Here is a 22,242-nt window from a genome sequence, read left to right as displayed (position 1 = left end):
CGCTTCGCACGTTGCCCGGCGTGGCGAGCGCATGGGCTCGCCGCGATGCATGGCATCAACCGTACAACCTCGCGCAGTCGAAAAGGAACCCTTGAAGGGACCCTTGTGTTCTCGGAGAAACTGTATACGTTGTTGTCGTTCGATTAGCCGTTGTGCCTTGTTGAATGGTCCAGGCGGCCCTTTTCCAGAGACATCGTCGGATTGAATTCGGGATTCGTGCGAATGCACGCGAGACGCGCGTTTGCGCTTTGGAGAAATGTTATGGCTACAGGTACGGTGAAGTGGTTCAACGGGCAAAAGGGTTTTGGATTTATTCAGCCCAATGACGGCGGAAACGATGTGTTCGTTCACATCAGTGCGGTCGAGCGGGCCGGGCTTTCTGGACTCGCTGAGGGGCAGCGAGTGAACTACGAAGTCAAGACCGACCCGAAGCGTGGCAAGGTCAGCGCCGAGAACCTCTCGCTGGCGTAAGTAGCTTTCGTCATTCCACGGACGTGCTGGGATGACTGTGCAGCCCGCTCGATCTCGGGATTGAGCGGGCTTTTGCGCGTGCTAGATGGTCGGGATTTACCTCGACGGAGTCGTCGTAACGCTTCGGCTGCCGCGACTTCGGCCAACTTGGCGCAGCAACTCTGATGGAGCAATAACCGTGCAAGTAATCGTTCGCGACAACAACGTCGACCAGGCGCTTCGAGTTCTGAAGAGGAAGATGCAGCGCGAGGGCGTGTTCAGGGAAATGAAACGTCGTCGTTCTTACGAAAAGCCCTCGGAAAAGAAGGCCAGGGAGAAATCTGACGCCGTGCGTCGTGCCCGCAAGCTTGCTCGGAAACAGGCCATTCGCGAGGGGCTCATTGCCGCGCCACCTAAAAAGGAAAGAGTCCCGAGCAAGCATCCGCAAGTGCTGCCCGCCACTACTGGCGGCACGCGAGGGACCTGACAAGCGGGCGAGGTGGATCATCGTCCGCTAACGCCAGAGGCGACTGAGCTTGAGCCGAGAGGCCGCCGGATACTGGATGCCCCGCCTTCGCGGGGCATGACGATGGAGTGTGTGAGCGGTGGCCCCGGGGCGGCGATCACGTCAACGCAAGACGGTGTCTCACAGTTTGACGTAGCTCCAGCCTTGTTCCTGCAGCTCCAGGACGCGGACGACGCCGGATTTCACAATCGTCGCCTGTGGAACGAGATTGATATCCTTGTTCTCCGCCTTACGCATGTTTTCCCGGGTATTGCCGCAGGCTTTAAAGGAGATTTCCGGGTTGCTCATTGCGAGCCCCTCGATGCGCGCCTTCACCGGAGAGGTGTCATCGCGCAGCATGTGAAGGCCAGGGCCAAATGTGACAACCTCAATCGACACGTCTTCACCGAGATTGCGGTAGTATTGCGCGACGTTGGTCGCATTGTTCAGTGCGAGATTCATCATCGCAGGGTCGTTGGAATTGACCTGCAGCAGGAGCTGATGCGGCTTCTTGGGGATCTCGGTGGGTTTTGTCATCAGCACCAGTTTCTGCTTGCTCGCCTGCTTCTGCGTGCTCAGCCGGTACTGCTTACTTGCTTGCGGCCTCACCTGATCGTCTGGCTGCGCTTGCGTGGTCGGCGCGATCAGGAGCGACATCGCCAAGCTGGCAATGGCTGCTACCGCCAGATTTCCAATTCTGATCATCTTGCTTCTCCCTGTCCCACGACCATCAGTCGCCTGGTCTGGCGACGGCATGTGGCCATCTGCACGCCGCCGCGAGTTTTTCGCGCACAGTCTTCAATCCTCCGAGCAGGAAATGCGCCTCCTGAGCCGCGCCGGTGCGGGTGGAAAGACGGACGGCGATGTCGCCCTCTTCGGGCAACGATTGCAGCAGGCGCACGACGTCACCCCGGAAAGCGGCACCGGGCCCGAATGATGGCGAGGCGGCCGCAAGCTGCACCGGCGGATTCGCATTGACGCGGTAGGAGATGGTGTATTCCTCGGCACGGCCTGATACCGCCGGTCCTGCGAGCACGAGCTCGGTGCGGCCTTTGCGGCAGTGGATCGCGAGTTGCATCGCGGTGCTATCCGACTCACCGCGAGCGGATGTGGCGGCGGTGACGATCGGCGAATAGTCCACCGGCGATGTGGTCTCGCTGAGCAGCCAGTTGTCGTACGGCGCCGGGCGACCAGGCGGCGCTATCTTACGTGATAGATCGTCCAGACATTGTAGCCGGGCCGGCCCCTCCATCACCGAGCACGCCCGAAGATTTATCATCGGATCGTTCGTGCTTTGAGCGTAGGCGATGCCGCAAGCCATTTTGCAAGCCATTTTGAACGTGACGGCGAGGGGAAAAGCAGCGGCCTTCATGGAGGCGCCTGTGCGCTGCGCGCCTTGTGATTCAGCCATTCCTGCGCGGCCGGGAAGCGGGTTAGTCCGGGGACGGTCGCTGCGAGATTGATCGACTGCCATTTCGGGTCAAAGCCTGGCGCCTGCAGGCGGTCTATTCGCGAGAACAGGTAGTCGACGAAGCGCGCGACGCGTTGATAATGGTTCGACCGCGGCGGCCAATTAAACGCGACAAGCGCGGTCGGCACCGCGATCGTCGACACCCGCTCGCCCTGCTTGATCAGATTGGGATACTCATTTGTCTCCAGTGTCGCGGGCAGGTAGTAGTCCTCGAACTTGCTGTCGTATTGGACCGGGAGAAACCTGAATCCTGCCTCCCAGCGCCCGCGCACGAAGGCGTCGACCGGTTTCGACGTGATGAACACCACCGCCGCCATCTCACCTTTGCGCATCTGTTCCAGGGCGAGCTGATGGGGAATGAACGTCTTCTCGACCTCGATACCGAGACGACTGAAGATCAGCGGTCCCGAATAGGCGGCCGCGGTGCCCTTCGTGTTGAAGTTCACTTTCTTGCCGGCGAGATCTTGCAGGCCTGTGATTTCCGGTCGGACGAAAATATGCAGTTCGGACGGGAAGAGATTGAGCAGGTAAGTGATGCGGTTTCGGATCTGCGGCACTTGAATCTTGTACTCTTCGAGCGCGTCCGAGTTGATGATCGCGGTATCGACGCCGCGGAGATAGAGCAGCGAGTTCAGATTCTCGGTGGCGCCCCGGGTGACGATCGGTAGCAGATGCATGTTTGCTCCGTCATCGACGACGCGGGCCATTTCCGCAGCCAGGCGAATTGGTGCTCCCTCCAGCAAGCCGCCAGCGAGCCCGACGGTCCAAGCGTTCATGCGGTCTTTTTCGGTCCCCGGCGGCAAGGACCGTCGAACCACTTGTGCATTGCCCTTCGAGGGTTGCGCGGTCTGTGCGTCCACGTCAGCCGGTTGAAGCATCATGGCGGCCAGCACCAGCGCGGCGAGCAGGAGCAACGAGCGTGGCGTTGACAGTGTGTTCATGTCAGTCCCCCTCTTGATCACCAACTGCAGCAGCCAGCGTCATCATGTGGAACGCAACAATCTCATCCGCTCACCGGGGCAACGCGTCGAGCCGGTCCTTGGCTTCGCGAATACCGCCGCTGTGTGCCTTCGCGTAGAACTCTCGCGCCCTGGCCGCTTCGCCGCGTGTTCCATAGGTGCCCCAGGCGGATAAAACCGCGGGATCATATGTCTCCGCGAGCATAAAACTTGCCCGCGCATTGTCGTTCTCGGCGGCACGCTCGAGCACTATCCTTGCTGCGCCGATATTGCCCTGGCCGAGCAACGCACTGGCGCGCGCGATCAATCGGGCCGCCTCCGTCTTGTCCTGGTCTGCGGCCGTTGGGGACTCCGATACGGCGGCTGCCACGGTCTGTGTCACCGGCACCAGCGGGCCTTCAGTTGCGCGGCCCACGGTTACGCGCTCATCGACGGGGCGCCGCGTCGATGCAAGATCCCGTGCCATGGCTTCGGTTCTGCTCCGCTCCTGCTGCAGAGACTGCCGCAGTTCCGCAATCTCTCGCTCCGCTGCCTGTCTCTGCTGCGCGGCTGCATCGTTCGCCTTGCGCGACTGTACGTCCCTGGCCTCGATCTCGCGGCGCGTTCCGGTAAGTTCGTTTGTGAGCGCCGCGGCGCGGGCCTGCGCCTCTTCGAGCGCGCGACGTTGTTGCTCGGCGCTTGCCGTTGCCGCGTGCGCGGTCTTGGCCTCCTCCACGATACTGGCCGTCTTTTCCCGCTCCTGCTGCAGCGATTGCCGCAGTTCCGCGATGGTAGCCTCCGCCGTCTGCTTCTGCTGGACGGCTTCATCAACTGCCTTCTGCGACTGCGCGGCCTTGGTCTCGATCTCGCTGCTCGTTCCGGCAAGCTCACTCGCGAGTGCCGCGGCACGCATCTGCGCCTCGTCGAGCGCGCGGCGTTGCTGCTCGGCGCTCGCCGTCATCGCCTGCCGCGCCGCGCTGACCTCCTGGGTGAGGGCGGCGGTCTTTTCCTGCTCCTGCTGCAGCGACTGTCGCAGTTCCGCGATCTCGCGCTCCGTCGTCTGTGTCTGTTGCGCGGTCGCATCGTCAGGGTTGGGCGACTGTATGTCCCGGGTCTCGGTCTCGCGGTGCGTTCCGGCAAGTTCGTTCGCAAGCGCCGCGGCGTGGGCCTGTTCCTGTTGAAGCGACTGGCGCAGCTCCTCTGCTGCAATTTCCGCAGCCTCCCAGCGCTGTATCGCATCGTGCTGAAACTTGCTCGACAGCGCCAGCATCGTCTCCAGGTCGCCGCGGACTTTTGTGAGTTCGGCTGTCAGTGCGGCGGATCTGTCGCGTTCTTGGTCAAGCGACCGCTGCAATTCCGCGGACGTGGCCGCCGCAGGCCCGCCCGCCGGTGCGTCCCTGTACGAAGTCTCATCGTCGAGTGCTTGGCGACGCTGCACTGTGCCCGCCAACGACTCCTGTCGTGAAAGATCGGTCTCCTGCATGAGGACTGCCGTCGTTCCGCGCTGAACGAGCGTTTGCCACCCGGCGACCTCAGGCTTCAGCCCGACGGCGCGCCCGGCTTCGACCGTCTTCGAAATTTCGGTTCCGCTGAATTGGTCGAACACACCGATCAGCGCAGCCGCAACGAGGATTGCGGCGATCAAAGAACCCGCTAACCATTGGCTCGCACGACCGATCTGGAGCCGACCGCTCGATCGATCGTCTTGAAACACATCCTCGGTTATCGGGTACCAATGCGCTGGCGCGATTCTGATGGGATGCCCATTTTTCCAAACCCATTCGCCCGCTTCACGTGACCAATGAGCGACATCAAAGGCCCCGGTCGCACTCTCGACCCAGATATCCTGTCCGTCCCTTGGTGCAGTATCAATTGGCCGGCGCATGTATGACGCCTTCGCATGTCTTCGTATTCAATCAGACCACGTGCAATCGGACTGTCGCCGCAGCAATTCGAGCGGTCGCGGCACCCCTAATGTCGCAAGGAGAAAAACATCATTTAAATATAATTTAAAGTCAAATTAAATCACGCAGATCTCGGCGTGGGCTGCTGAGCTGTGCGTCCGGACGCCGGCTTGGCGGCTTCAGGCCGCTGACTGAGCCTTGGAATTCCAACGGAAAGGTGCGCCGCCAGATATATTGCCGTGAAACCAAAGTTCCGTCGGTTGGCGTTTATTATTATAAAAATAGCATTTAATTGTTTAATGAAAAGAAAGAGGTAATAAATATTGCCACCCCGAAGGTTGCTTTTATTGGGCTGGCCGTATCAGGAATTGCGACCGCCAGTCTTCGCGGGACAAGCGGTCATTTCCTGCAATCAATGGCGGCCTCAGCTAGGCGCTATCGTGCGCAAGCCCGCCAAGCCGCCTGGTTGAGTCCGGCAGCATCAAAGCACGGGTTCGCACGGCGATGGTTGGCACGGGGGGCAGACGCATCTAGCTGGCGCCATCGACCCCCGAGCCAAGGCGGCCAGCGCCAATCATGTCAGCGCAAGCGCAACAAGGCCCGAGCACAACAGGACGATCCCGGCAATGGTGACGGCGAGAAAGCTGTAAGAGGCAAATTCTTCACGCATGGCGCACCTCAAAAAGCAGTCCCCGCAATACCTTCTGATCGTCATTCTCCAGCACCCGACACCAACATAGTCCGCGCCCGTTTCCGCAGAATTTCGATCAACCGGAAAACGGTTTCGTCACCCGTACCGATTGTTTCGTGATCGTTACACACGTGCGGGCCAAAAAGGTGCGGCCAGGCTTTGGGGGAAGCCTGGCCGCGCGCGAACCGGTCTGGGACGGGGAGGGGTGGGGATGTGACCGGGTCGCGTGTTCGATGGTCCCTTATTGCCGCGAGCTGGCGGTGGCGACCGCCGGGCGGTTGTCGCCGAGCGAGACCCAGACGTTAGGGTCGCTCTGCGACTGCCGCTTGACGAAGCGGTAGCCGGTTGCAGTCCAGGCGACGACGTCCTCGTTCTGGTTGTCGAGGATGAACTCGCCCTTGTCGGTCTTCACGGTCAGCACCGCGTGGCCTTCGCCCTTCTTGTCGCGCACGACCGTGATCAACAGCGCCTCGCGCGGCCAGCCGGCATCGATCAGCATCTTGCGCTTCAAGAGCACGTAGTCCTCGCAGTCGCCGTAGCCGTCGGTCGGCAACGACCATTTCTCGATCACGCCCCAATGATCCATGTCGGTCATCGGCTTGATGGTCTCGTTGACCCATTTGTTGACCCGGAGCAGATCGCGCCACGCCGTCTGCGACAGCACGATGTCGCGCGGTTGTGTCGCGCCGCCGCGGCAATCGACCGGATTGTCGGCGCAGAATTCGACCCAGCCGATCGGCGAACGCGTGGTGTCGCCGAGGCTGGCATAGACCACGTCGCCCGCTTTCGCCGCGACGCTGGTAGTGACGCTTAGTCCGAACAGGATGGCCGCAACCGCCCATCCTTTCCCCTGTCCCCTGAAAACCATTGTGGCCCCCGTTTTTCTCGTTGGGACCACGTTTCGCACAAAGGTTTTGCGGTGCGGCTAAGTCAGCAAAGGTAATTTGACGTGAATGCGAGTAAAGCTAGCAGCAAATTCGATCTATACTTGAAGAAAACTCGACTAAAATTCGAGACAACTGCAATTGATTCAAATTTTACGCGTTAACATCCTGACGCTATGCCAGAAGGTCTTTTGCGTCTCCAAATCCGCCCGCGTTAACCGCGTGCAGTGGGCGCCAGACGAGGCAAAGGCGGCGTCCGCCATCGCGGATGCCGCCTCGTTCGAGCTGAAAATCAGGGGATTTGAGCCTCGCGCGCTTTACCGCGCGGTAACTGCGTCTTCGAGCGTCTCGGCGGCCTGCTCGTGGACGAACTCCAGCGCGAAGCCGTCGTCGAGGTTTCGCACCACGCGCGACTGCACGCGGCCGAGCATCACCAGCGATTTCACCGGCGGCCGGTTCTCGGCGGCGATCGCAGCACCCGACAGCGAGAGGTCGATGATGCGGCAGGTCATCTTGCTGCCGTCCTCCAGCGTGAGCAGCGCGATCGGATTGCGCGGCACGATACGGTCGTGGCGGCGGTCTTCCGGCAGATTGAGGATGTCGCGGTTGGCGAGCCAGGTGAGCTGCGCGGCGAGCTTGTCGCGCTTGCGCGGCGTCGAGACGATGGTCATCGCAAAGCCGTTGTCGATGATGCGGGTGATCTTGCCTTCGACGCGGCCGATATGGTCGAGATAGGCGATCACGCGGTCGCCGACATTGCCGATGCCGGGCGCCAGCAGCGCGAGCCCGCCGGGAGACATATTAATAATCTGGCAAGGAAATTCGCGCCGATCGGGCAGCATGTAGCGGCCGAGCAGGTGCACCTTGACGCGCTGGAAGCGCCGCCGTTCCTCCTGTGCCGGGAAGACCGTAGGTTTCTTTTGTGCAAACGACATCACCGCCACCCGACAACCGGCCTTCCGGCGCGGCACGACCCTACGGCTGACAGGGTTAATGAGCGGTTAGCCGCGGTTGCATCAAGTATGGGCACGCACGCGACCGATGGGCGCAATCCGCGCCGCCGGCGAGCGCTCGCGACCGCGCGGATCGTGACCGTTTTGTGTGAAGGCGGCGGCTTACTCATATGCAAATTCTCTTTGCGCATGGGGGCCCGCCACTTCGTCCGGGCTCGGAGGCTGTTCCGATGGCAAGCCGGCGTGTAGTCTGCTCGCGAGGCCCCGTAGAGGGCAGGCAACGAAGAACGAGGGAGGCATCGGACACGAGCATGACCGATATCCGATACGTCGCGCCGCGGACGCTTGATGAAGCGGTCGGCGCTTATGCCGCGGCGGGCAGCGCCGCGCGTATCCTGGCCGGCGGCACGGATCTCCTGGTGCAGATGCGCTCGGGCGCGGTGCAACCGGGTCTGATCGTCGACATCAAGAAAGTCAAAGAACTCACTGCCGTCGAAGAACTTTCCGATGGCGGTTTCCGCATCGGCGCTGCGGTGCCGGGCGCCGTGCTGGCCGAGCATCCGCGCTTTGGCAAGATTTGGCCCGGCGTGTTGGAGGCGGTGAACCTGATCGGTTCCACCCAGGTGCAGGGCCGCGCCTCCGCCGGCGGCAATCTCTGCAACGCCTCGCCGGCCGGCGACAGCGTCCCGGCGATGATCGCTGCCGGCGCCGTCGTCACCGTGCAGGGCCCAAGCGGCCGCCGCGAGTTGAAGGTGGACGATGTTCCCGCCGGCCCCGGCCGCACCAGTCTCAAGCCGGGTGAGATCCTGGTCTCCTTCACGCTGCCGCCGCGCCCCCCTCGCTCCGGCGACGCCTACCTCCGCATGATCCCGCGTACCGAGATGGATATCGCAGTCGTCGGTTGCGGCGTCAGCCTGACACTGAAGGACGGCGTCTGCACTCACGCCCGCGTCGGCTTAGGCGCCGTGGCGCCGACCGCGCTGCTGGTCGCGCCGGCGGCGCAGGCGCTGATCGGCTCGCGCCTCGATGACGCCGCGCTGAACGCCGCCGCCAATGCCTGCCGTGCCGCCTGCCGTCCGATCGACGACAAGCGCGGCACCATCGCCTACCGCACCCAAATCGCGGGCGTATTGCTCAAGCGCACCGTGAAGATCGCCGCAGAACGCGCGCAAGGGAAATGACAAATGGCAAAGCTGCACGTCTCCACCACCGTCAACGGCGAGCCCTTGGAATTCCTCTGCGAGCCCTTTGAAACCATGCTGGACGCGCTGCGCAACCAGCTCGCGCTCACCGGCTCCAAGGAAGGCTGCGCCTCCGGCGATTGCGGCGCCTGCTCGATCACGCTGGATGATCGATTGGTCTGTTCGTGCCTGATGCTCGCCGCCGAAGCGGAGGGACGCGAGATCAGGACCATCGAGGGCATGGCGCGCGGCGGCCGCCTGCATCCGCTGCAGGAGAAGTTTCTGGAGCAGGCCGCGCTGCAGTGCGGCATCTGTACCTCCGGCATGCTGGTCGCCTCCGAGGCGCTCTTACGCAAGAACCCGCACCCGAGCGAGGAGGAAGTCCGCTTCTGGCTCGCCGGAAATCTCTGCCGCTGCACCGGCTACGACAAGATTGTTCGCGCGGTGCTTGAGACCGCCGCTGAAATCCGGGAGGCCGCGCAATGAACATTGTCGTCAACAACAAGTGGATCGGCCAGCGCACCATCCGTCCCGATGGCGTCGACAAGGTCACGGGACGCGCCGCCTTTGCTGCCGACACCACCATGCCCGGCATGATCTGGGGCAAGGTGCTGCGCAGTCCGCACCCGCATGCGCGCATCCGCTCGATCGACACCTCCAAGGCCGAGGCGCTGCCGGGCGTGAAAGCCGTCGTCACCTCGCGCGACGTCGTCGATTTCCCGCTGGATAAATCTGTGATGCTCGGCATCCAGGACATGCGCTGGATGTGCCGCAACGTGATGGCCCGCGACAAGGCCCTGTTCCCCGGCCACCCCGTCGCCGCGGTGGCCGCTACCACCGAGGCGATCGCCGCAAAGGCTTGCGAATTGATCGAGGTCGATTACGAGGTCTTGCCTTTCTCGATCGAGATCGAGGATGCGATCAAGCCTGACGCCCCGATCCTGCACGAGTTCAACACGTTCGAAGGCAAGCCCTCCAACATCGTCGGCACCCTCGAGCACAAGAAGGGCGACATCGACGAAGGCTTCAAACAGGCCGATATCATCATCGAGCGCAGCTTCACCACCCGCCCGGTGCACCAGGGCTATATCGAGCCGCACGCCTGCCTGATCTCGGTCACCGCCGACGGCAAGACCACGATCTGGAGCTCGAGCCAGGGCCAGTTCATGGTCCGCGCAATGACGTCGATGCTATCTGGCATCCCGCAGAGCGACATCCGCGCCATCCCCGCCGAGATCGGCGGCGGCTTCGGCGGCAAGACCATCGTCTATCTCGAGCCGCTGGCGACGCTGCTCGCCAAGAAATCCGGCCGCCCGGTCAAGATGGTGATGACGCGCGAGGAGGTGATGCGCGCCACCGGCCCAACGTCAGGCTCGAAGAGCACAGTGAAGATCGGCGCGAAGAAGGACGGCACCATCGTCGCCGCGCAAGGCACGTTCTATCTGCAGGCCGGCGCCTTCCCGGGTTCGCCGATCCGCGGTGCCGCGGGCTGCAGCTTTGCGCCCTACGACATCGCGAACGTGCTCTCGGTCGGCTTTGATGTCTGCTCCAACCGCTCCAAGGTCGCGGCCTATCGCGCGCCCGGCGCGCCGATCGGCGCCTATGCGGTCGAATGCGTGCTCGACGAGGTCGCCGAAAGCCTGAACATGGACCCGCTCGACTTCCGCCTGAAGAACGCGGCCAGGCAGGGCACCAAGGCCGCGCACGGCCCGGTTTTCCCCCGCATCGGCTATATCGAGACGCTGGAAGCCGCCAAGAACTCGCCGCATTACAGCACGCCAACAGGCAAGCTGCAGGGCAGGGGCGTCGCCTCCGGCTTCTGGTTCAACGCCGGCGGTGAATCCTCGGCGCAGGTCAACATCACCGAGGACGGCAACGTCGTGGTCACCACCGGCCATCCTGACATCGGCGGCTCGCGCGCCGGCATCGCCAATGTCTGCGCCGAACTGCTCGGCATCGACTATCGCCGCATCTCCGTCATCATCGGAGACACCCAGACCGTCGGCTTCTCCAATCTCACCGGCGGCAGCCGCGTGTTGTTTGCCTCCTCGATGGTGGTGACACAGGCGACCGAGAAGGTGATCAACACCTTGCGCGAACGCGCCGCAAAGATCTGGGAGATCGATCCCGAAGCGGTGAAATGGGAGAACGGCGCCGCGCATCCTGCCAGCCCGAACGCCGGCCAATTCGAGCCGCTCACGCTCGAACAGCTCGCCGAGAAGGCCCCCATGCAGGGTGGCCCGATCGGCGCCGGCGTGCAGCTCAACACCCAAGGCGCCGACGGCGGCTTCGGTACCCACATCTGCGACGTCGAAGTCGACATCGAACTCGGCATCGCCCGCGTGATCCGCTACACAGCGGTGCAGGACGTCGGCCGCGCCGTCCACCCGGGCTATGTCGAAGGCCAGCTCCAGGGCGGCGTCGCGCAAGGGATCGGCTGGGCACTGAACGAGGAATACATCTACCGCAGCGACGGCAAGGTCGATAATCCCGGCTTCCTCGACTACCGCATGCCGGTCTGCTCGGATTTGCCGATGCTCGACACCATCCTGGTCGAAGTCCCGAACCCAAAACACCCGCAAGGCGTCAAGGGCGTCGGCGAAGTCCCGCTGGTGCCAGTGATGGCGGCGGTAGCGAATGCGATCTACCGCGCGGTGGGCAAGCGCTTTTACGCCCTGCCGATGTCCCCGCCGAAGGTGCTCGCGGGTTTGGACGAGCCGGTGCAGCAGGCGGCAGAGTAGCTGGGGAGGGCGGTCAATCCGCTCGCACCGTCATTGCGAGCCACCGGGTCGGCGCATAGCGCGGCCCCATGACAGGCTCCGCGAAGCAATCCATTTCACCGCTTGTGGAGAGATGGATTGCTTCGTCGCTTGCGCTCCTCGCAATGACGCTGCGGCTATCATGCGCGTAGGATGGGTAGAGCGGAAGCGAAACCCATCAACCTCACGGCATCCGATGCACGGCACACAACTTGTTGCCGTCATGATCGCGCAGATAGGCGATATACATCTTCATCCCGTTGCCTTCGCGGATGCCGGGCGGGTCCTCACAGGTCGTGCCGCCATTGGCAAGTCCCGCTGCATGGAATGCATCGACCGCCGCGGGCGACTCCGCATTGAAGCCGATCGTTCCGCCATTGGCGAAGGTCGCCGCCTTGCCGTCGATCGGCTTCGACACCGAGAACGTCCCCGTCTTCGTGCGCCAGAACACCCGATGCCGGTCGACAAATCCCGGCCTCACGCCGAGCGTGCCGAGCAGCGCGTCATAAAACGCCTTGGACTTGTCGAGGTCGTTGGTTCCGATCATCACATGCGAGAACATTCTACCTGTCCCTCCCGTTGCGCGACGTTCATTCCGCTGCGGCGCCGCTTCGCAGAAGATGTTCCTAGCAGAAGGTTGGGCGGGGATGGAAGTCCGGGACGGGTGCCAGGCGGCGCAATCGAGACGTCCGCCGGGCGGAATAACCTTCTGCTTTCGCCTGACAAGCAATGGCGAAAGGCGCGATCCGCGAGCGCGAAGACGGCGGATGACGCCAGAGCGTGATGAGATCGGGTCGAGGTGGCGCCACGCTGGAGTGTTTTCACCTCTCCCATAGGGAGAGGTCGGCGCGCAGCGCCGGTGAGGGGTTACGGTCCCTCGATGGAGTTCATCCCCTCACCCGGATCGCATCTGGCGATGCGATCCGACCTCTCCCTGATGGGGAGAGGTCGGCACTGCGGTTACGGCGCGTCCTGCTTTCAGAAGACGCAGGCTCGGCGCGCCACGTTTGGACAGCACTGCTGCCTCAATATCCCTCCCGCTCCCCTTCCGCCGGTGGCGCCTCAAGAAAAGCCCGGCGCGAACGGAACCGGATGCGCAAGATCGCAATTCTAGGCCTGCAGGCACATAGCTGCGGCAAGTTGACCCTTGCACAACAACTTACAAAGGGTGCGAAAATGCCACGGGTGAACCAAGCTACAAAGCAGGCGCGTACAACCAAAGCCGCCGCCGTAACGGCGTTCGGTACGGCGGGCCTCGGTCTTTCGCTGGCGGGGAGCGCGTCTGCGTCCGCGATACCCACCGCTGACATCCCGCAGTCTGACGACTTCTCGCCCAATCAGCGCCTGGTCCTTGGTGAAGAGGAAATGGCCGACGTCAGTCTCGCCACGTTCTATCTGTTCGATAAGGAAAACGCAGACCCCGGCGTGCAACTGGCCGCCGTTGTCGTTCGCGGCTGCCGAGGTTGCGGTGGTTGCCGCGGCTGCCGTGGCTGCCGTGGCTGCGGAGTAGGCTGGCGTGGCTGCGGTGGCTGTGGAGGTTGCGGCGGCTGCTGCGCCCGCTGGGGCCGCTGCCGCTGGTGCTAGGTTCACGACCTCACCGCTAAACGACAAAGCTTGACGACCTGTCGGGCGGCGCCGTCCGCCCGCAAGTCGGCGACGATGTTCCGCATCGCCGATCGGCAGCGTTTGGCAAATCCTGAAAGGCCCGCGCACGGCTATCGAACGACAGCCGCCTCGCCGATCCAGCGTCCCTCCCAGAGATAAAAGCGATCAGTTGCCCCGAGCGCTTGCGCTGCCTCTTCGCGACACAAGAACACGAAACCCAGCCGCCTCCGCTCGCCCGGCATCATGGCGCGTTCGAGCAGCGGATAACCATCCCAGCCCTCATCGACACTCCTGTCCTTGGTGCACGGGCAGCCCCAGCCAAGACGAACCGGCCCAGTCCTGCCACCTGCCTCGACCGGATAAAGATAGAGGTCCGCAATCAAGTCAGGCGTTACGGCGTGCAAGGCTTCGCGGAATGCGGTCTCGCGTGTCACAGCCACACCTCAACGCGTAGGGCGGATCAGCCACCGGGTCCGCGCTTCGCGCGGCCCGATGACAGGCTCCGCGTAATCCGCCGTTCACGTACCACAAAACGGCGGATCACGTCTTCGGCTGATCCGCCCTGTGAGCTGCGACGCAGCTTCGCAGGAAGGTCTCAGTTCTTGGCGGGGCACTTGGCCCGAATCTCTCTGAGAAGCTTTCGCATATGCTCAAAGTAAATTTCGTCGAGAGTGGGGGGCATGTCTTCGCAGATGTATTGGTGATGGTACTTGATCTCTTCATCAAAGCTTTTGCGCCATTCCGGCTTGTCGAATGCTTCCAGCATCTCGTCGTACGCAAACAGCAGATGCGCGACGTAATTTTTGTATTGGGCGAATTTCTTTCGGTCTGCCTTGATCTCCAACAGGTCAGGCTCAGCGTACTCCGGGTGCCGCAACGCAGATTCGCTGTATGACATGTAGACTTGGCGGGCAGCTACTTCTTTGAAGTTCTTGCTGATGAAGTAGACTTGAGCAACGACGATGACGAAGGCGAAGCCAGCAATGACCGCGGATGCGATTTGCGCCCAGTTCGACTTCGGCCGATTGTTCTCAGATTGAGCGGACATGTTTGGACCAAGGGGAGTGGATAGGTGGTGAGTGAAGCTAGCCTCCGCGTAGTCCGCGGATTGGCGGGGGAAGGAGAGGGCAGTCCGTAGGGCGGATTAGCGCAGCGTAATCCGCCGTTCACATCCGCAAAGCGGAGCCTATGAGCAGCCGCCATCCAATCTGCTATCCACGACCTTGATGTCGCTCCCGTAATCGCTCGGCAAGAACGGTCGCTTAATAGGTGTGGCCGCGAGTCTGGTGGCGGTCACGCGGAATAGAACGAAACTTGCGCAACCTCCATTACCGATGAACGACTTCATCTCGTCATCCAGTTCAGCATTTCGGTATGAGACCGCGTCAAACGAATAAGGACCAAACGCGTATTTGTAGCTACCATCCTCAGTGGGCCCAGCCTCCCTGGGGCGAATGCCCACAATGAGGCGATACTTCGCGCGATCTGCTTTCTGCGTATATCTCTCGACGTCGATGTCGTCGCGGGACAGGCTGAAGGAAGCCGCCTCAGCGGTCTTGATTGCTGCCCAGGTGTTGAAAGAGGCGGTTTCTCTTGATGCGGGATCAAGGCCGGAAATGTGTCCCTCGGCCTTGCTCCAATAGGTGGTGAAGCCCGTTATCAGGGCAGAGATGATGGTAGCCAGGAACGGGAGCAAGATGGCTAACTTTTTCCAACGGTCGGCCTCCGCCTCAACCTTCGTTTTTTCATTCTCCGGGATGAGCGTTTCGGGAATGACGATATCCGCAACTATCTCGGTTGGAGGACGTTGGATCACCCAACGTATCATGGGAGGTCCAAGAAGTTTTTCCCAGTTCTTGGAATCTACTCGATTCCCATTGACGTAGACGTTCTTCACATCGGCTGACGGGATGCCGAGCGCGGGACAATGCCATGCCTTCTTCGAAGGATCCCAATCGTCTTCTGTCAGTCGCGTTGAGAAAGCGATCTCAGGCATGTCGGCCACTCCAGCAACCTGCTGAAAAACACGAATCGGTTTGCAATTTCCTGCAACAAGCGGAGGTTGATGAGTGCGAGAGCATGCCGGCCTTGTCAAGCATTCGTGCTGAATGTCGGCCGTGTCGGGGGTAGCTCTGTCGGTGGGGGCGACTGTTGGAGGTAAGATCTGCGCGGCTATGGGAAGGCGGAGGCAGCCGCTATTTGCGATCCAGATACCAAGTACCATCCAACTCCGGCGGCGGAGTCTGCCTGTAAATTGCCGCAGCGAAAACCGGCGTCGTCCGTGGGGTCAGCGCAGCGTAATCCGCCGTTCACGTACCACAAAGTGGCGGATTACGCCTACGGCTAATCCGCCCTACAAGCTTATCTTCGAATATCGATCAACTGTTCTCGCGGCTGAACGGAGGCTCAGAGAGTCGCGACGGGCGTCAGCGATTCCAGAATTTTTTCGGAGGACTGCACTTGGCCTGCACGCAGCTTAGTTAGTACCAGAAATTTTGCTTTAACTGGCTTGAGCACTATCGACAACGGATTGGCTAAGTAATGCTTGTCTAAGTCCTCGGAAACCGAGCCGTATATGACCGGGCCATCACTACCAATGCGAAATTCGTATTGTTGGCGATCGGGAAATATGCCCAATACGACACCGGTCTGCTCCTCATTGTGCTCAAGGACTTCAACTTCATTGAGACGGGAATGAAGGGTAGCAACATTAGCTTGAGCTAGCTTCAGTTCTTGTTCGGCGCCGACAATCCTAGCTTCTGCTCCAGCATCGTTCAGCGTCTTGGCAATCTTTTTGACTGCGCTCATCGCCCGAGGGCTAAGACTATCCGCTCGCGATTGAAAGCGCGCTGGATCGTTCGACGAGAGGTCCCTTAGCGCTACGGTCGCTTCCTCTACTGCCTCTTTCAAAAGAGTGGGAACTATGGAGCTTTGAGCTTGTACGGGCTCCTCCAATAAAAAGCCGACAGACCCGCGCAACATATCTTTAATGAAGAGCTTGGAACCAAAGCCATTCGGAACTTGGCCTTTCGCTTTCAGTTCGGCGCCACCCTTTTCTGCTGCAATCACTGATACAAAATTTTGGTAAGTGTCGAGTATTCGCGTTGCGAACTGCAATCGTATCTCTTCTGATCCAAGAACTGGTGCTCCTTCAAATAAGAGGGCGACCTCTGCATGCGCATCGATTGCACTTTCCTCGGAGGCAATCTGCCGCTCGAGGTCCTTCTTTCTCTGGCGCCACATGAAACCCACTGTATCGTAGGGATCAGTGAATTTGCGCAGTTGCTCTTCGACGAAAGCTAGATCGTCCTTTAGCCCTTTTCCTCTCAGAAGTGTTGCCATTCAGGATCCCGTGAGTGCGGCCATCGCTAGGGTGTCATCTGTTGGATCCAACGGAATGCATAAGAAGCCCTTCCAGTCATGCGTAATCCGCTTGTGCGAAAAAAGACTATACCAATATATAGTATCCTGGATTAGCCTTAAGGGACCGTGTTGATCGATGGCTACGCCGTAAGTGTCGAGGCTGAACCGCTTTTTATTTTTGTCTCGGTCCATCAAATAGGTAGACCAGACCGGGAATCCAACAGTTGCCCAGCGTACTTGGTCGCTCTGGAAAGAGGCTGGCCGCACCAAAAAGCTAAACACGTCTATATCCCCTGGATCACGATTTTCCCGGCGTTCGACGTCTTCAACGAAGCTGCCATCTATAAATTGTATGCCTTGAACGTACCCTGCGGACTTCAGCAATTCTCGGTACTTTAGCAGGCCGAACAACAGATTTTCTCGAACAGGTGTCGTGCCGAGCGCTGCAAGCAATTCGCTTGCTTTCGTCAAATACGGCGATCTGTCGGGCGTCGTCCCGTCCGCACCGAGAAACGGTGGCAGCAAGCTTCGTGCATCGAAAGCGGGGATCGGCATCAGATTGGCCGCCACCAACCTGCCGTGCCCAAGTCGGCACGGGTGTTCCCGCCACTCTCAGCCATCGTATCCCCCAGAGCCCATTTCATTCAAGCGCCGCCCCCGCTGGAGCGCAAGTCCCACGAACCCGGCTTGACCCGAAGTACGCGGGCTACCTTTGTTGAATTGCGTACCTAGAACCGGGAAGCCTGCTCGTCGCTAAATAGGGCGCTTCTCATGTCTGGCGAACCACCCTGCGATACCTTGGCTTTGGCCTTGAAATCTCGCCCCCTCAATCCGCAAACTGCCCCGTCGCCTCGATGATCGGCCTCCACCGGTCCACCTCGCTCACCAGCTTCACCTTCAGCGCTTCGGGCGTGGCTTCGTCCTGGGCGACCGGCTCGGTGTTGATCTCGTTGAAGCGCTTCACGAGGTCGGGGGCGCGGAGGGCTTCCTGCAGCGTCTTGGATAGTTTTCGCACGATCTCGTCGGGCGTGCCCTTGGGCGCGTAGAGGCCGTGCCAGGCGCCGACTTCAAAGCCCTTCAGGCCGGCTTCGTCGGCGGTGGGCAGGTCGGGCATGGAGGCGAGGCGGGTTTTCGTGGTGATGGCGTAGCTCTTCACGAGCTTGGAGGCGATCGGGCCTGTGGTGTTGGTGGTCTGGTCGCAGGTGAGGTCGATCTGCTTTGCGATCAGGTCGTTCATCACGGGAGCGTTGCCCTTGTAAGGCACGGTGAGCACCTGCTTGTCGATCGCGGTCATGAACAGCATGCCGCAGAGATGCGAGGCGGCGCCCAGGCCCGCATTGCCGAAGGTCATCTTGTCGCCATTGGCCTTGATGTAGGTGATCAGCTCGGCGAGATTGTTTGGCGGCAGGTCGGGGCGGGCGATGATGGTCATCGGTGCGTTGGTGACGAGGCCGATGGGCGCGAACGCCGTCTTGGTGTCGTAGGGCAGCTTGCGGTATAGCGTTGCCGCCGTCGAGATGCCGATGTGGTGGACCAGCAGCGTATAGCCGTCGGGCTCGGCGCGGGCGGCGCGCGCGGTCGCGATGGTGCCGCCGGCGCCGGTGGCGTTCTCGACGATGATGGTCTGGCCCAGGAGTTTCGACATCGATTGCGCCGTCATCCGCGCCACCGTGTCGGTCGGCCCGCCGGCCGCAAACGGCACCAGCAAGGTGATGGGCCGGGCCGGATAGGTCTGCGCGGAGGCCGCCGAGCTTGCCATCGCAAGAACAGCGGCAATCATGGCCAGTCGTTTCAAGTCGAGCCTCCCTTTGAGCTTGTTCTTCTTTGGTCGTGCATCTCTACACGTTTTGCGCTGCCGCACAAAAGCGAAAGATGTCGCGCGGTACGGCCGGACCAAGCGCTCGGCAGAACTATTGACTTAGATCAACAAAGGCTCCGCCAAGTCGTCGCACTCGGATACTGCGCAAAAGCGATCCGAAAGGCCACGTCGGGGTGCTACGCCCGTCCGCGTCGAAGAGACGATTTGGCGACGATTCCACGTCCGATCGAACGGGCTCCCGGTCACCTACAGCATGATCCGGAAAAGTGGAGACCGGTTTTCCGAAGAAGATCATGGTCAAACAAAGAGCGAGAGCGGGATGACGGTTCGAAGAAAAGTCATCACGCTTGTAACCATTTAATCGGAGAGTCTCATGAGAACCTTCAATCGATTGGTGCTGTCAGTCCTTCTCGTCACGCTATCGGCCGCGACCCAGGCTGCGGATTTGAACGGAGCCTGGACGATCGACGCCTCGGCCTGCGGTGACGTGTTTACCAAAGAGAATAACAGGCTTGCTTTCAAGCCGGATGCCGATCTCCACGCGGGCGGCATCATCGTCCAGGGAAGGCAGATCACCGGCACATTTGAAAAATGCACGATCAAGTCGTTGCACGATGATGGATCGAATGTGCGAATGATTGCGGCGTGCTCGGACGGCGTCGCGATTTCGGACGTAGAGTTCGACGTGAAAATCTCCGGAGAGAACAAGATCACCCTCAGCTCCAAGCAGCCGGTGCCGGTGGAAATGCCGTATGTTCGCTGCTCCATGTGAAGTCGGCGCGGCGGCGAAGGTTGAACGACGAGCCGGGCGTCCGGCGCAAGACACCCGCCCTGTGCTCACTGGGCTGCAAGGCCGTAGGCGGGCTTCATTCGCGCGAGCGCTTCGTAATGACGGAGATATTCCTTCGCCATCCGCTCGGAGGTGAACCGCTCCTCGAACCGCGCGCGCACTTTGCGGCGGTCGAGTTCGCCGAGCCGGCCGATTGCTTCGATGGCTTCAGCTTCGCCGTCCACGACGAAGCCGGTGATTCCGTCGTCGATCACCTCCGGCACCGAGCCGGAGCGGAAAGCGATGACCGGGGTGCCGCAGGCCATCGCTTCGATCATGACGAGGCCGAACGGCTCGGGCCAATCGATCGGAAACAATAGCGCCGAGGCGCCGGCCAAAAATTTCTGCTTGGTCTCGTCATTGACCTCGCCGGTCAGTCGCACCTTGTTGCCATCGATCTGGGGTTCGAGCCGCTCCTTGAAATAAGCGCGTTCGCCGCGCGGCACTTTCGCCGCGATGCGAAGCGGCATGTTCGCGGCGCGCGCAATGCGGATCGCGACCTCGGGCCCTTTCTCGGCGGTGAGCCGGCCCAGGAAGGCCAGATATCGCCCTTCATCGAAGGAGGGACGGAACAGGTCGGCGGGCAGCCCGTGATAGACGGTGCCGATCCAGTTGGCCTCGCGCAGCGCCGTGTTCTGGTTGTTCGAGATCGAAACGTAGGGCGCCTCGGGAAACAGGCGCGCGACATCGGCAAGGCCCGGAAGATCCAGCCGTCCATGCGTGGTCGTGAGGAAGGGCACGCCGAGGCGCTTCAGGAGCGGCAGGGGCAGCCAGTCGATGTGAGCGTGGATCACGTCGAACTCGCTTGCGCGCCCCGCGACGGATTCCAGAAGCACCGTTTGGGCCGCCACAGGGTCGACGCGCGGCCGGCCAAGCCGCAAGGCGCGCGGGCAGGCGGGCTCGAGCTCGGCCAGCGTTTTTGAATCGCCGCTGGCAAACAGCGTCACCTGATGTCCGAGCCTGACCAGTTCGTCGACCAGCCACGCAACGACGCGCTCGGTGCCGCCGTAAAGTTTCGGGGGAATGCTCTCAGCCAAAGGCGCGATCTGCGCAATCCGCATGTTGCGTCCGACTCCAGCAATCCCCGGGGTCCGCCGTCAAAATTCCGAAGCGTCAACTGCACGAACCAGATGCCGTTCCAGCGCTTACCGATATTTTCGGGAATTATTGGCAAACCGGCCGTTCGTAGCGTGTGAGCAGATCGAGCCAGTCCTCCAGCAGGCGGCTCATCAGAAATTTCTCGCGCACGGTTTCCTTAGCGCGCGCCCCGAGCCGCTGGCGCAACTGCGGATCGTTCAGGAGTTGCACCATGCGATCGGCGGCCTGGTCCACCGTGCTGACCAGGAAGCCGTTCTCGCCATCCGTGATCTGGTGGCGGATGCCGCCGACATCGCCGCCGATCACGGCGGCGCCTTTCCACATCGCCTCGGTCACGGTGAGGCCGAACCCTTCGCGTGTCGATTTCTGCAGCACCACAGCGGAGTGGCGTTGCAGCGCATTCACCAGGATCGGATCATCGACAGCGAGCACAATGACGCGATCGTCGATCGAACGCTTGATGGTTTCGAGAATGACGTGGCCTTCGGGATCGTCGCTCGCATTGTTGCCGACCAGCACAAGCGTGCAGTCCACCTGCCGGCGCGCTTTCCGGTGCGCCTCGATCACGCCCATCGGATCCTTCCACCGGTCGAAGCGCGAAATCTGCGTCACCAGCGGGCGATCGGTCGGAATGCGATGGTACTTCAGCGTCTCCCCGATCTCCTGCTCGGACAGTTCGGCATTCTTGGCGGAAAACGGATCGATCGCCGGCGTCATGAACCGCTGATCGGTGCCGAGGCCTTGTCCGTATTCCGGCAGCGAGAAGATGGCGGCGTCGTACGGTTCGACGAACCCACGCAGATAATCCCACACCGGCGGGTGAGGCGAGGAGAGATCGACGTGGCACTGCCACAACCATGGCATTTCCCGCTCGGCAAAGTGTCGCACCAGCGGCAGCGGCTGCGGATCATGCACGATGACTGCATCGCATTTTTCCAGATGCAGCCTGGTGGCATTCTCGAACACCACCTCCTCGTAGATCGCCTTTTCCTGTTCGGAAAACTCCAGCTCCTGTCCCTGCAATGCATTGTGCAGCTTCTTGGTGCAGGCGAAGAAACCCGGCGTGCCCTGCACCAAATGCCAGTCGGTCTCGATCCCCATCGCATTCATCATCAGCGTCAGCGGCGTAAGAATTTCCGTGACGCCGCCGCCATAGAAGGTCGAACTGATATGCGCGACCTGCATCATGCGCACGCGGTCGGCCTTTCGTTCGATCCGTTCCGCCGTCGCGGCGCCGATGAGCGGCGCGTAATGTTCGAGTGAATGCAGACCGAGAGTCGAGCGATCGATGGCTGGGGGGAGCAGAGACATAGCTGCGCGCACCTTGGCTGAAGAGTTGAACCGCATCATCTTCCGATCGCGCTTCAGGCGTGCCTTGCGCGCTGGCCTTCAACTGCGGCTGCAGCGGCGACGTTCCAACCACGTCAGCAATTTTATCGAGCTATGCAACGAGTTATGCAAAAAGTGCCCGTCGAGGCTGGGCAAGTATTCAATCAGCCTTGAACGGCGCAGAAATGCATTCGCCGTTGCGGGCGATTGCACGTAGAAAATTCCATCCTCATTGCCATGCGCGTCGCGCAAAGAAAGGACGTTCTACGAGGACGCGCCCGCGGCGAATACTTGCCCAGCCTCGTCGGGCAAATCAGTCGAAAGTCTGTCCATCCCTCGCGCGAAAAATATTCAGCTTCCGTCGTCGGGCAAATCAGTGATTTAACTCCGCGCGTCTCACGCGAATGAGGGGCGCGTCGCGATCGTCACGAACGTTGCGGTGAGATGCGGTGGACGCGGGTGC

The 22,242-nt window shown here is 61.2% G+C and carries 21 protein-coding genes; 6 read left to right on the top strand and 15 right to left on the bottom strand.

Annotated elements, in window-relative coordinates:
- Positions 1–261 precede the first annotated feature (261 nt).
- Together AC5ZG5_RS36190 and rpsU are read left to right on the top strand one after the other, a co-directional pair.
- Positions 262–471 carry a cold-shock protein gene (locus AC5ZG5_RS36190; RefSeq protein WP_028163216.1) on the top strand — a complete coding sequence of 70 codons (210 nt, stop codon included), beginning with the start codon at positions 262–264 and terminating at the stop codon, positions 469–471.
- A 178-nt stretch (positions 472–649) separates the two neighbouring features.
- Entirely contained in the window at positions 650–937 is a 288-nt protein-coding gene (gene rpsU, locus AC5ZG5_RS36185; protein WP_130229026.1) for a 30S ribosomal protein S21, read from the top strand.
- A gap of 159 nt (positions 938–1,096) precedes the next feature.
- Here rpsU and AC5ZG5_RS36180 read toward each other — a convergent pair whose 3' ends face one another.
- From AC5ZG5_RS36180 to AC5ZG5_RS36155, 6 genes are all read right to left on the bottom strand, one after another.
- On the bottom strand, positions 1,097–1,711 hold the full coding sequence (locus tag AC5ZG5_RS36180; RefSeq protein WP_456645545.1) for a DsrE family protein: 615 nt from the start codon (positions 1,709–1,711) through the stop codon (positions 1,097–1,099).
- Positions 1,686–2,234, bottom strand: a complete 549-nt coding sequence (locus AC5ZG5_RS36175) for a hypothetical protein (protein WP_456645544.1) — start codon at positions 2,232–2,234, stop codon at positions 1,686–1,688. Before AC5ZG5_RS36175 ends, AC5ZG5_RS36180 begins: the two co-directional genes overlap by 26 nt.
- A gap of 89 nt (positions 2,235–2,323) precedes the next feature.
- Complete coding sequence (locus tag AC5ZG5_RS36170) at positions 2,324–3,367, bottom strand: TAXI family TRAP transporter solute-binding subunit (RefSeq protein ID WP_456645543.1); 1,044 nt, start codon at positions 3,365–3,367, stop codon at positions 2,324–2,326.
- Between the two features lie 70 nt (positions 3,368–3,437).
- Positions 3,438–4,970, bottom strand: coding sequence for a coiled-coil domain-containing protein (locus tag AC5ZG5_RS36165; protein WP_456645542.1), 1,533 nt, complete (start codon positions 4,968–4,970; stop codon positions 3,438–3,440).
- Positions 4,971–6,200: 1,230 nt separating this feature from the next.
- A complete protein-coding gene (locus AC5ZG5_RS36160; protein ID WP_130229022.1) occupies positions 6,201–6,827 on the bottom strand; it encodes a transglutaminase-like cysteine peptidase in 627 nt (208 codons plus the stop codon).
- A gap of 333 nt (positions 6,828–7,160) precedes the next feature.
- Positions 7,161–7,778, bottom strand: a complete 618-nt coding sequence (locus AC5ZG5_RS36155) for a PilZ domain-containing protein (protein WP_130229021.1) — start codon at positions 7,776–7,778, stop codon at positions 7,161–7,163.
- A 338-nt stretch (positions 7,779–8,116) separates the two neighbouring features.
- Between AC5ZG5_RS36155 and AC5ZG5_RS36150 the strand changes: the two genes are divergently transcribed.
- Genes AC5ZG5_RS36150 through AC5ZG5_RS36140 form a run of 3 tightly spaced genes read left to right on the top strand, consistent with a single transcriptional unit; the run spans position 8,117 to position 11,718 of the window.
- Positions 8,117–8,977 (top strand): FAD binding domain-containing protein, encoded by an 861-nt coding sequence (locus tag AC5ZG5_RS36150; RefSeq protein WP_456645570.1) that lies wholly within the window; start codon positions 8,117–8,119, stop codon positions 8,975–8,977.
- A gap of 3 nt (positions 8,978–8,980) precedes the next feature.
- Entirely contained in the window at positions 8,981–9,463 is a 483-nt protein-coding gene (locus tag AC5ZG5_RS36145) for a (2Fe-2S)-binding protein (RefSeq protein WP_456645541.1), read from the top strand.
- On the top strand, positions 9,460–11,718 hold the full coding sequence (locus AC5ZG5_RS36140) for a xanthine dehydrogenase family protein molybdopterin-binding subunit (RefSeq protein WP_456645540.1): 2,259 nt from the start codon (positions 9,460–9,462) through the stop codon (positions 11,716–11,718). The genes AC5ZG5_RS36145 and AC5ZG5_RS36140 overlap by 4 nt, the downstream gene beginning before the upstream one ends.
- Positions 11,719–11,920: 202 nt before the next feature.
- Here the strand turns inward: AC5ZG5_RS36140 and AC5ZG5_RS36135 are convergent, their stop codons facing one another.
- From AC5ZG5_RS36135 to AC5ZG5_RS36105, 7 genes are all read right to left on the bottom strand, one after another.
- Positions 11,921–12,298 (bottom strand): VOC family protein, encoded by a 378-nt coding sequence (locus AC5ZG5_RS36135; protein ID WP_130230162.1) that lies wholly within the window; start codon positions 12,296–12,298, stop codon positions 11,921–11,923.
- A 1,153-nt stretch (positions 12,299–13,451) separates the two neighbouring features.
- Positions 13,452–13,775, bottom strand: a complete 324-nt coding sequence (locus tag AC5ZG5_RS36130; protein ID WP_456645539.1) for a hypothetical protein — start codon at positions 13,773–13,775, stop codon at positions 13,452–13,454.
- Between the two features lie 161 nt (positions 13,776–13,936).
- Complete coding sequence (locus tag AC5ZG5_RS36125; RefSeq protein WP_456645538.1) at positions 13,937–14,389, bottom strand: hypothetical protein; 453 nt, start codon at positions 14,387–14,389, stop codon at positions 13,937–13,939.
- A 138-nt stretch (positions 14,390–14,527) separates the two neighbouring features.
- A complete protein-coding gene (locus AC5ZG5_RS36120; protein ID WP_456645537.1) occupies positions 14,528–15,337 on the bottom strand; it encodes a hypothetical protein in 810 nt (269 codons plus the stop codon).
- Positions 15,338–15,747: 410 nt separating this feature from the next.
- On the bottom strand, positions 15,748–16,683 hold the full coding sequence (locus tag AC5ZG5_RS36115) for a hypothetical protein (RefSeq protein WP_456645536.1): 936 nt from the start codon (positions 16,681–16,683) through the stop codon (positions 15,748–15,750).
- On the bottom strand, positions 16,684–17,274 hold the full coding sequence (locus AC5ZG5_RS36110) for a DUF6932 family protein (RefSeq protein ID WP_456645535.1): 591 nt from the start codon (positions 17,272–17,274) through the stop codon (positions 16,684–16,686).
- Positions 17,275–17,530: 256 nt separating this feature from the next.
- A complete protein-coding gene (locus AC5ZG5_RS36105; RefSeq protein WP_456645569.1) occupies positions 17,531–18,484 on the bottom strand; it encodes a tripartite tricarboxylate transporter substrate-binding protein in 954 nt (317 codons plus the stop codon).
- 412 nt (positions 18,485–18,896) lie between these two features.
- Here AC5ZG5_RS36105 and AC5ZG5_RS36100 point away from each other — a divergent pair, with 412 nt between their 5' ends.
- Positions 18,897–19,295 carry a hypothetical protein gene (locus tag AC5ZG5_RS36100; protein ID WP_028163234.1) on the top strand — a complete coding sequence of 133 codons (399 nt, stop codon included), beginning with the start codon at positions 18,897–18,899 and terminating at the stop codon, positions 19,293–19,295.
- Positions 19,296–19,360: 65 nt separating this feature from the next.
- Here AC5ZG5_RS36100 and AC5ZG5_RS36095 read toward each other — a convergent pair whose 3' ends face one another.
- Positions 19,361–20,413, bottom strand: a complete 1,053-nt coding sequence (locus AC5ZG5_RS36095) for a glycosyltransferase family 4 protein (RefSeq protein ID WP_456645534.1) — start codon at positions 20,411–20,413, stop codon at positions 19,361–19,363.
- 103 nt (positions 20,414–20,516) lie between these two features.
- Positions 20,517–21,761: a glycosyltransferase gene (locus AC5ZG5_RS36090; protein ID WP_456645533.1), complete on the bottom strand. Its 1,245-nt coding sequence runs from the start codon at positions 21,759–21,761 to the stop codon at positions 20,517–20,519.
- Between the last annotated feature and the right edge of the window lie 481 nt (positions 21,762–22,242).

This window comes from Bradyrhizobium sp. Ses1 (assembly GCF_059512365.1).
This window is presented reverse-complemented; position numbering and strand designations above follow the sequence as displayed.

Excerpts from the sequence above, each read along its gene's own strand:
- AC5ZG5_RS36190 (WP_028163216.1), top strand. The coding sequence starts at position 262 with ATGGCTACAGGTACGGTGAAGTGGTTCAACGGGCAAAAGGGTTTTGGA.
- AC5ZG5_RS36180 (WP_456645545.1), bottom strand. The coding sequence starts at position 1,711 with ATGCCGTCGCCAGACCAGGCGACTGATGGTCGTGGGACAGGGAGAAGC.
- AC5ZG5_RS36175 (WP_456645544.1), bottom strand. The coding sequence starts at position 2,234 with ATGATAAATCTTCGGGCGTGCTCGGTGATGGAGGGGCCGGCCCGGCTA.
- AC5ZG5_RS36170 (WP_456645543.1), bottom strand. The coding sequence starts at position 3,367 with ATGAACACACTGTCAACGCCACGCTCGTTGCTCCTGCTCGCCGCGCTG.
- AC5ZG5_RS36160 (WP_130229022.1), bottom strand. The coding sequence starts at position 6,827 with ATGGTTTTCAGGGGACAGGGGAAAGGATGGGCGGTTGCGGCCATCCTG.
- AC5ZG5_RS36155 (WP_130229021.1), bottom strand. The coding sequence starts at position 7,778 with ATGTCGTTTGCACAAAAGAAACCTACGGTCTTCCCGGCACAGGAGGAA.
- AC5ZG5_RS36145 (WP_456645541.1), top strand. The coding sequence starts at position 8,981 with ATGGCAAAGCTGCACGTCTCCACCACCGTCAACGGCGAGCCCTTGGAA.
- AC5ZG5_RS36140 (WP_456645540.1), top strand. The coding sequence starts at position 9,460 with ATGAACATTGTCGTCAACAACAAGTGGATCGGCCAGCGCACCATCCGT.
- AC5ZG5_RS36135 (WP_130230162.1), bottom strand. The coding sequence starts at position 12,298 with ATGTTCTCGCATGTGATGATCGGAACCAACGACCTCGACAAGTCCAAG.
- AC5ZG5_RS36125 (WP_456645538.1), bottom strand. The coding sequence starts at position 14,389 with ATGTCCGCTCAATCTGAGAACAATCGGCCGAAGTCGAACTGGGCGCAA.
- AC5ZG5_RS36120 (WP_456645537.1), bottom strand. The coding sequence starts at position 15,337 with ATGCCTGAGATCGCTTTCTCAACGCGACTGACAGAAGACGATTGGGAT.
- AC5ZG5_RS36115 (WP_456645536.1), bottom strand. The coding sequence starts at position 16,683 with ATGGCAACACTTCTGAGAGGAAAAGGGCTAAAGGACGATCTAGCTTTC.
- AC5ZG5_RS36105 (WP_456645569.1), bottom strand. The coding sequence starts at position 18,484 with ATGATTGCCGCTGTTCTTGCGATGGCAAGCTCGGCGGCCTCCGCGCAG.
- AC5ZG5_RS36100 (WP_028163234.1), top strand. The coding sequence starts at position 18,897 with ATGAGAACCTTCAATCGATTGGTGCTGTCAGTCCTTCTCGTCACGCTA.
- AC5ZG5_RS36095 (WP_456645534.1), bottom strand. The coding sequence starts at position 20,413 with ATGCGGATTGCGCAGATCGCGCCTTTGGCTGAGAGCATTCCCCCGAAA.
- AC5ZG5_RS36090 (WP_456645533.1), bottom strand. The coding sequence starts at position 21,761 with ATGTCTCTGCTCCCCCCAGCCATCGATCGCTCGACTCTCGGTCTGCAT.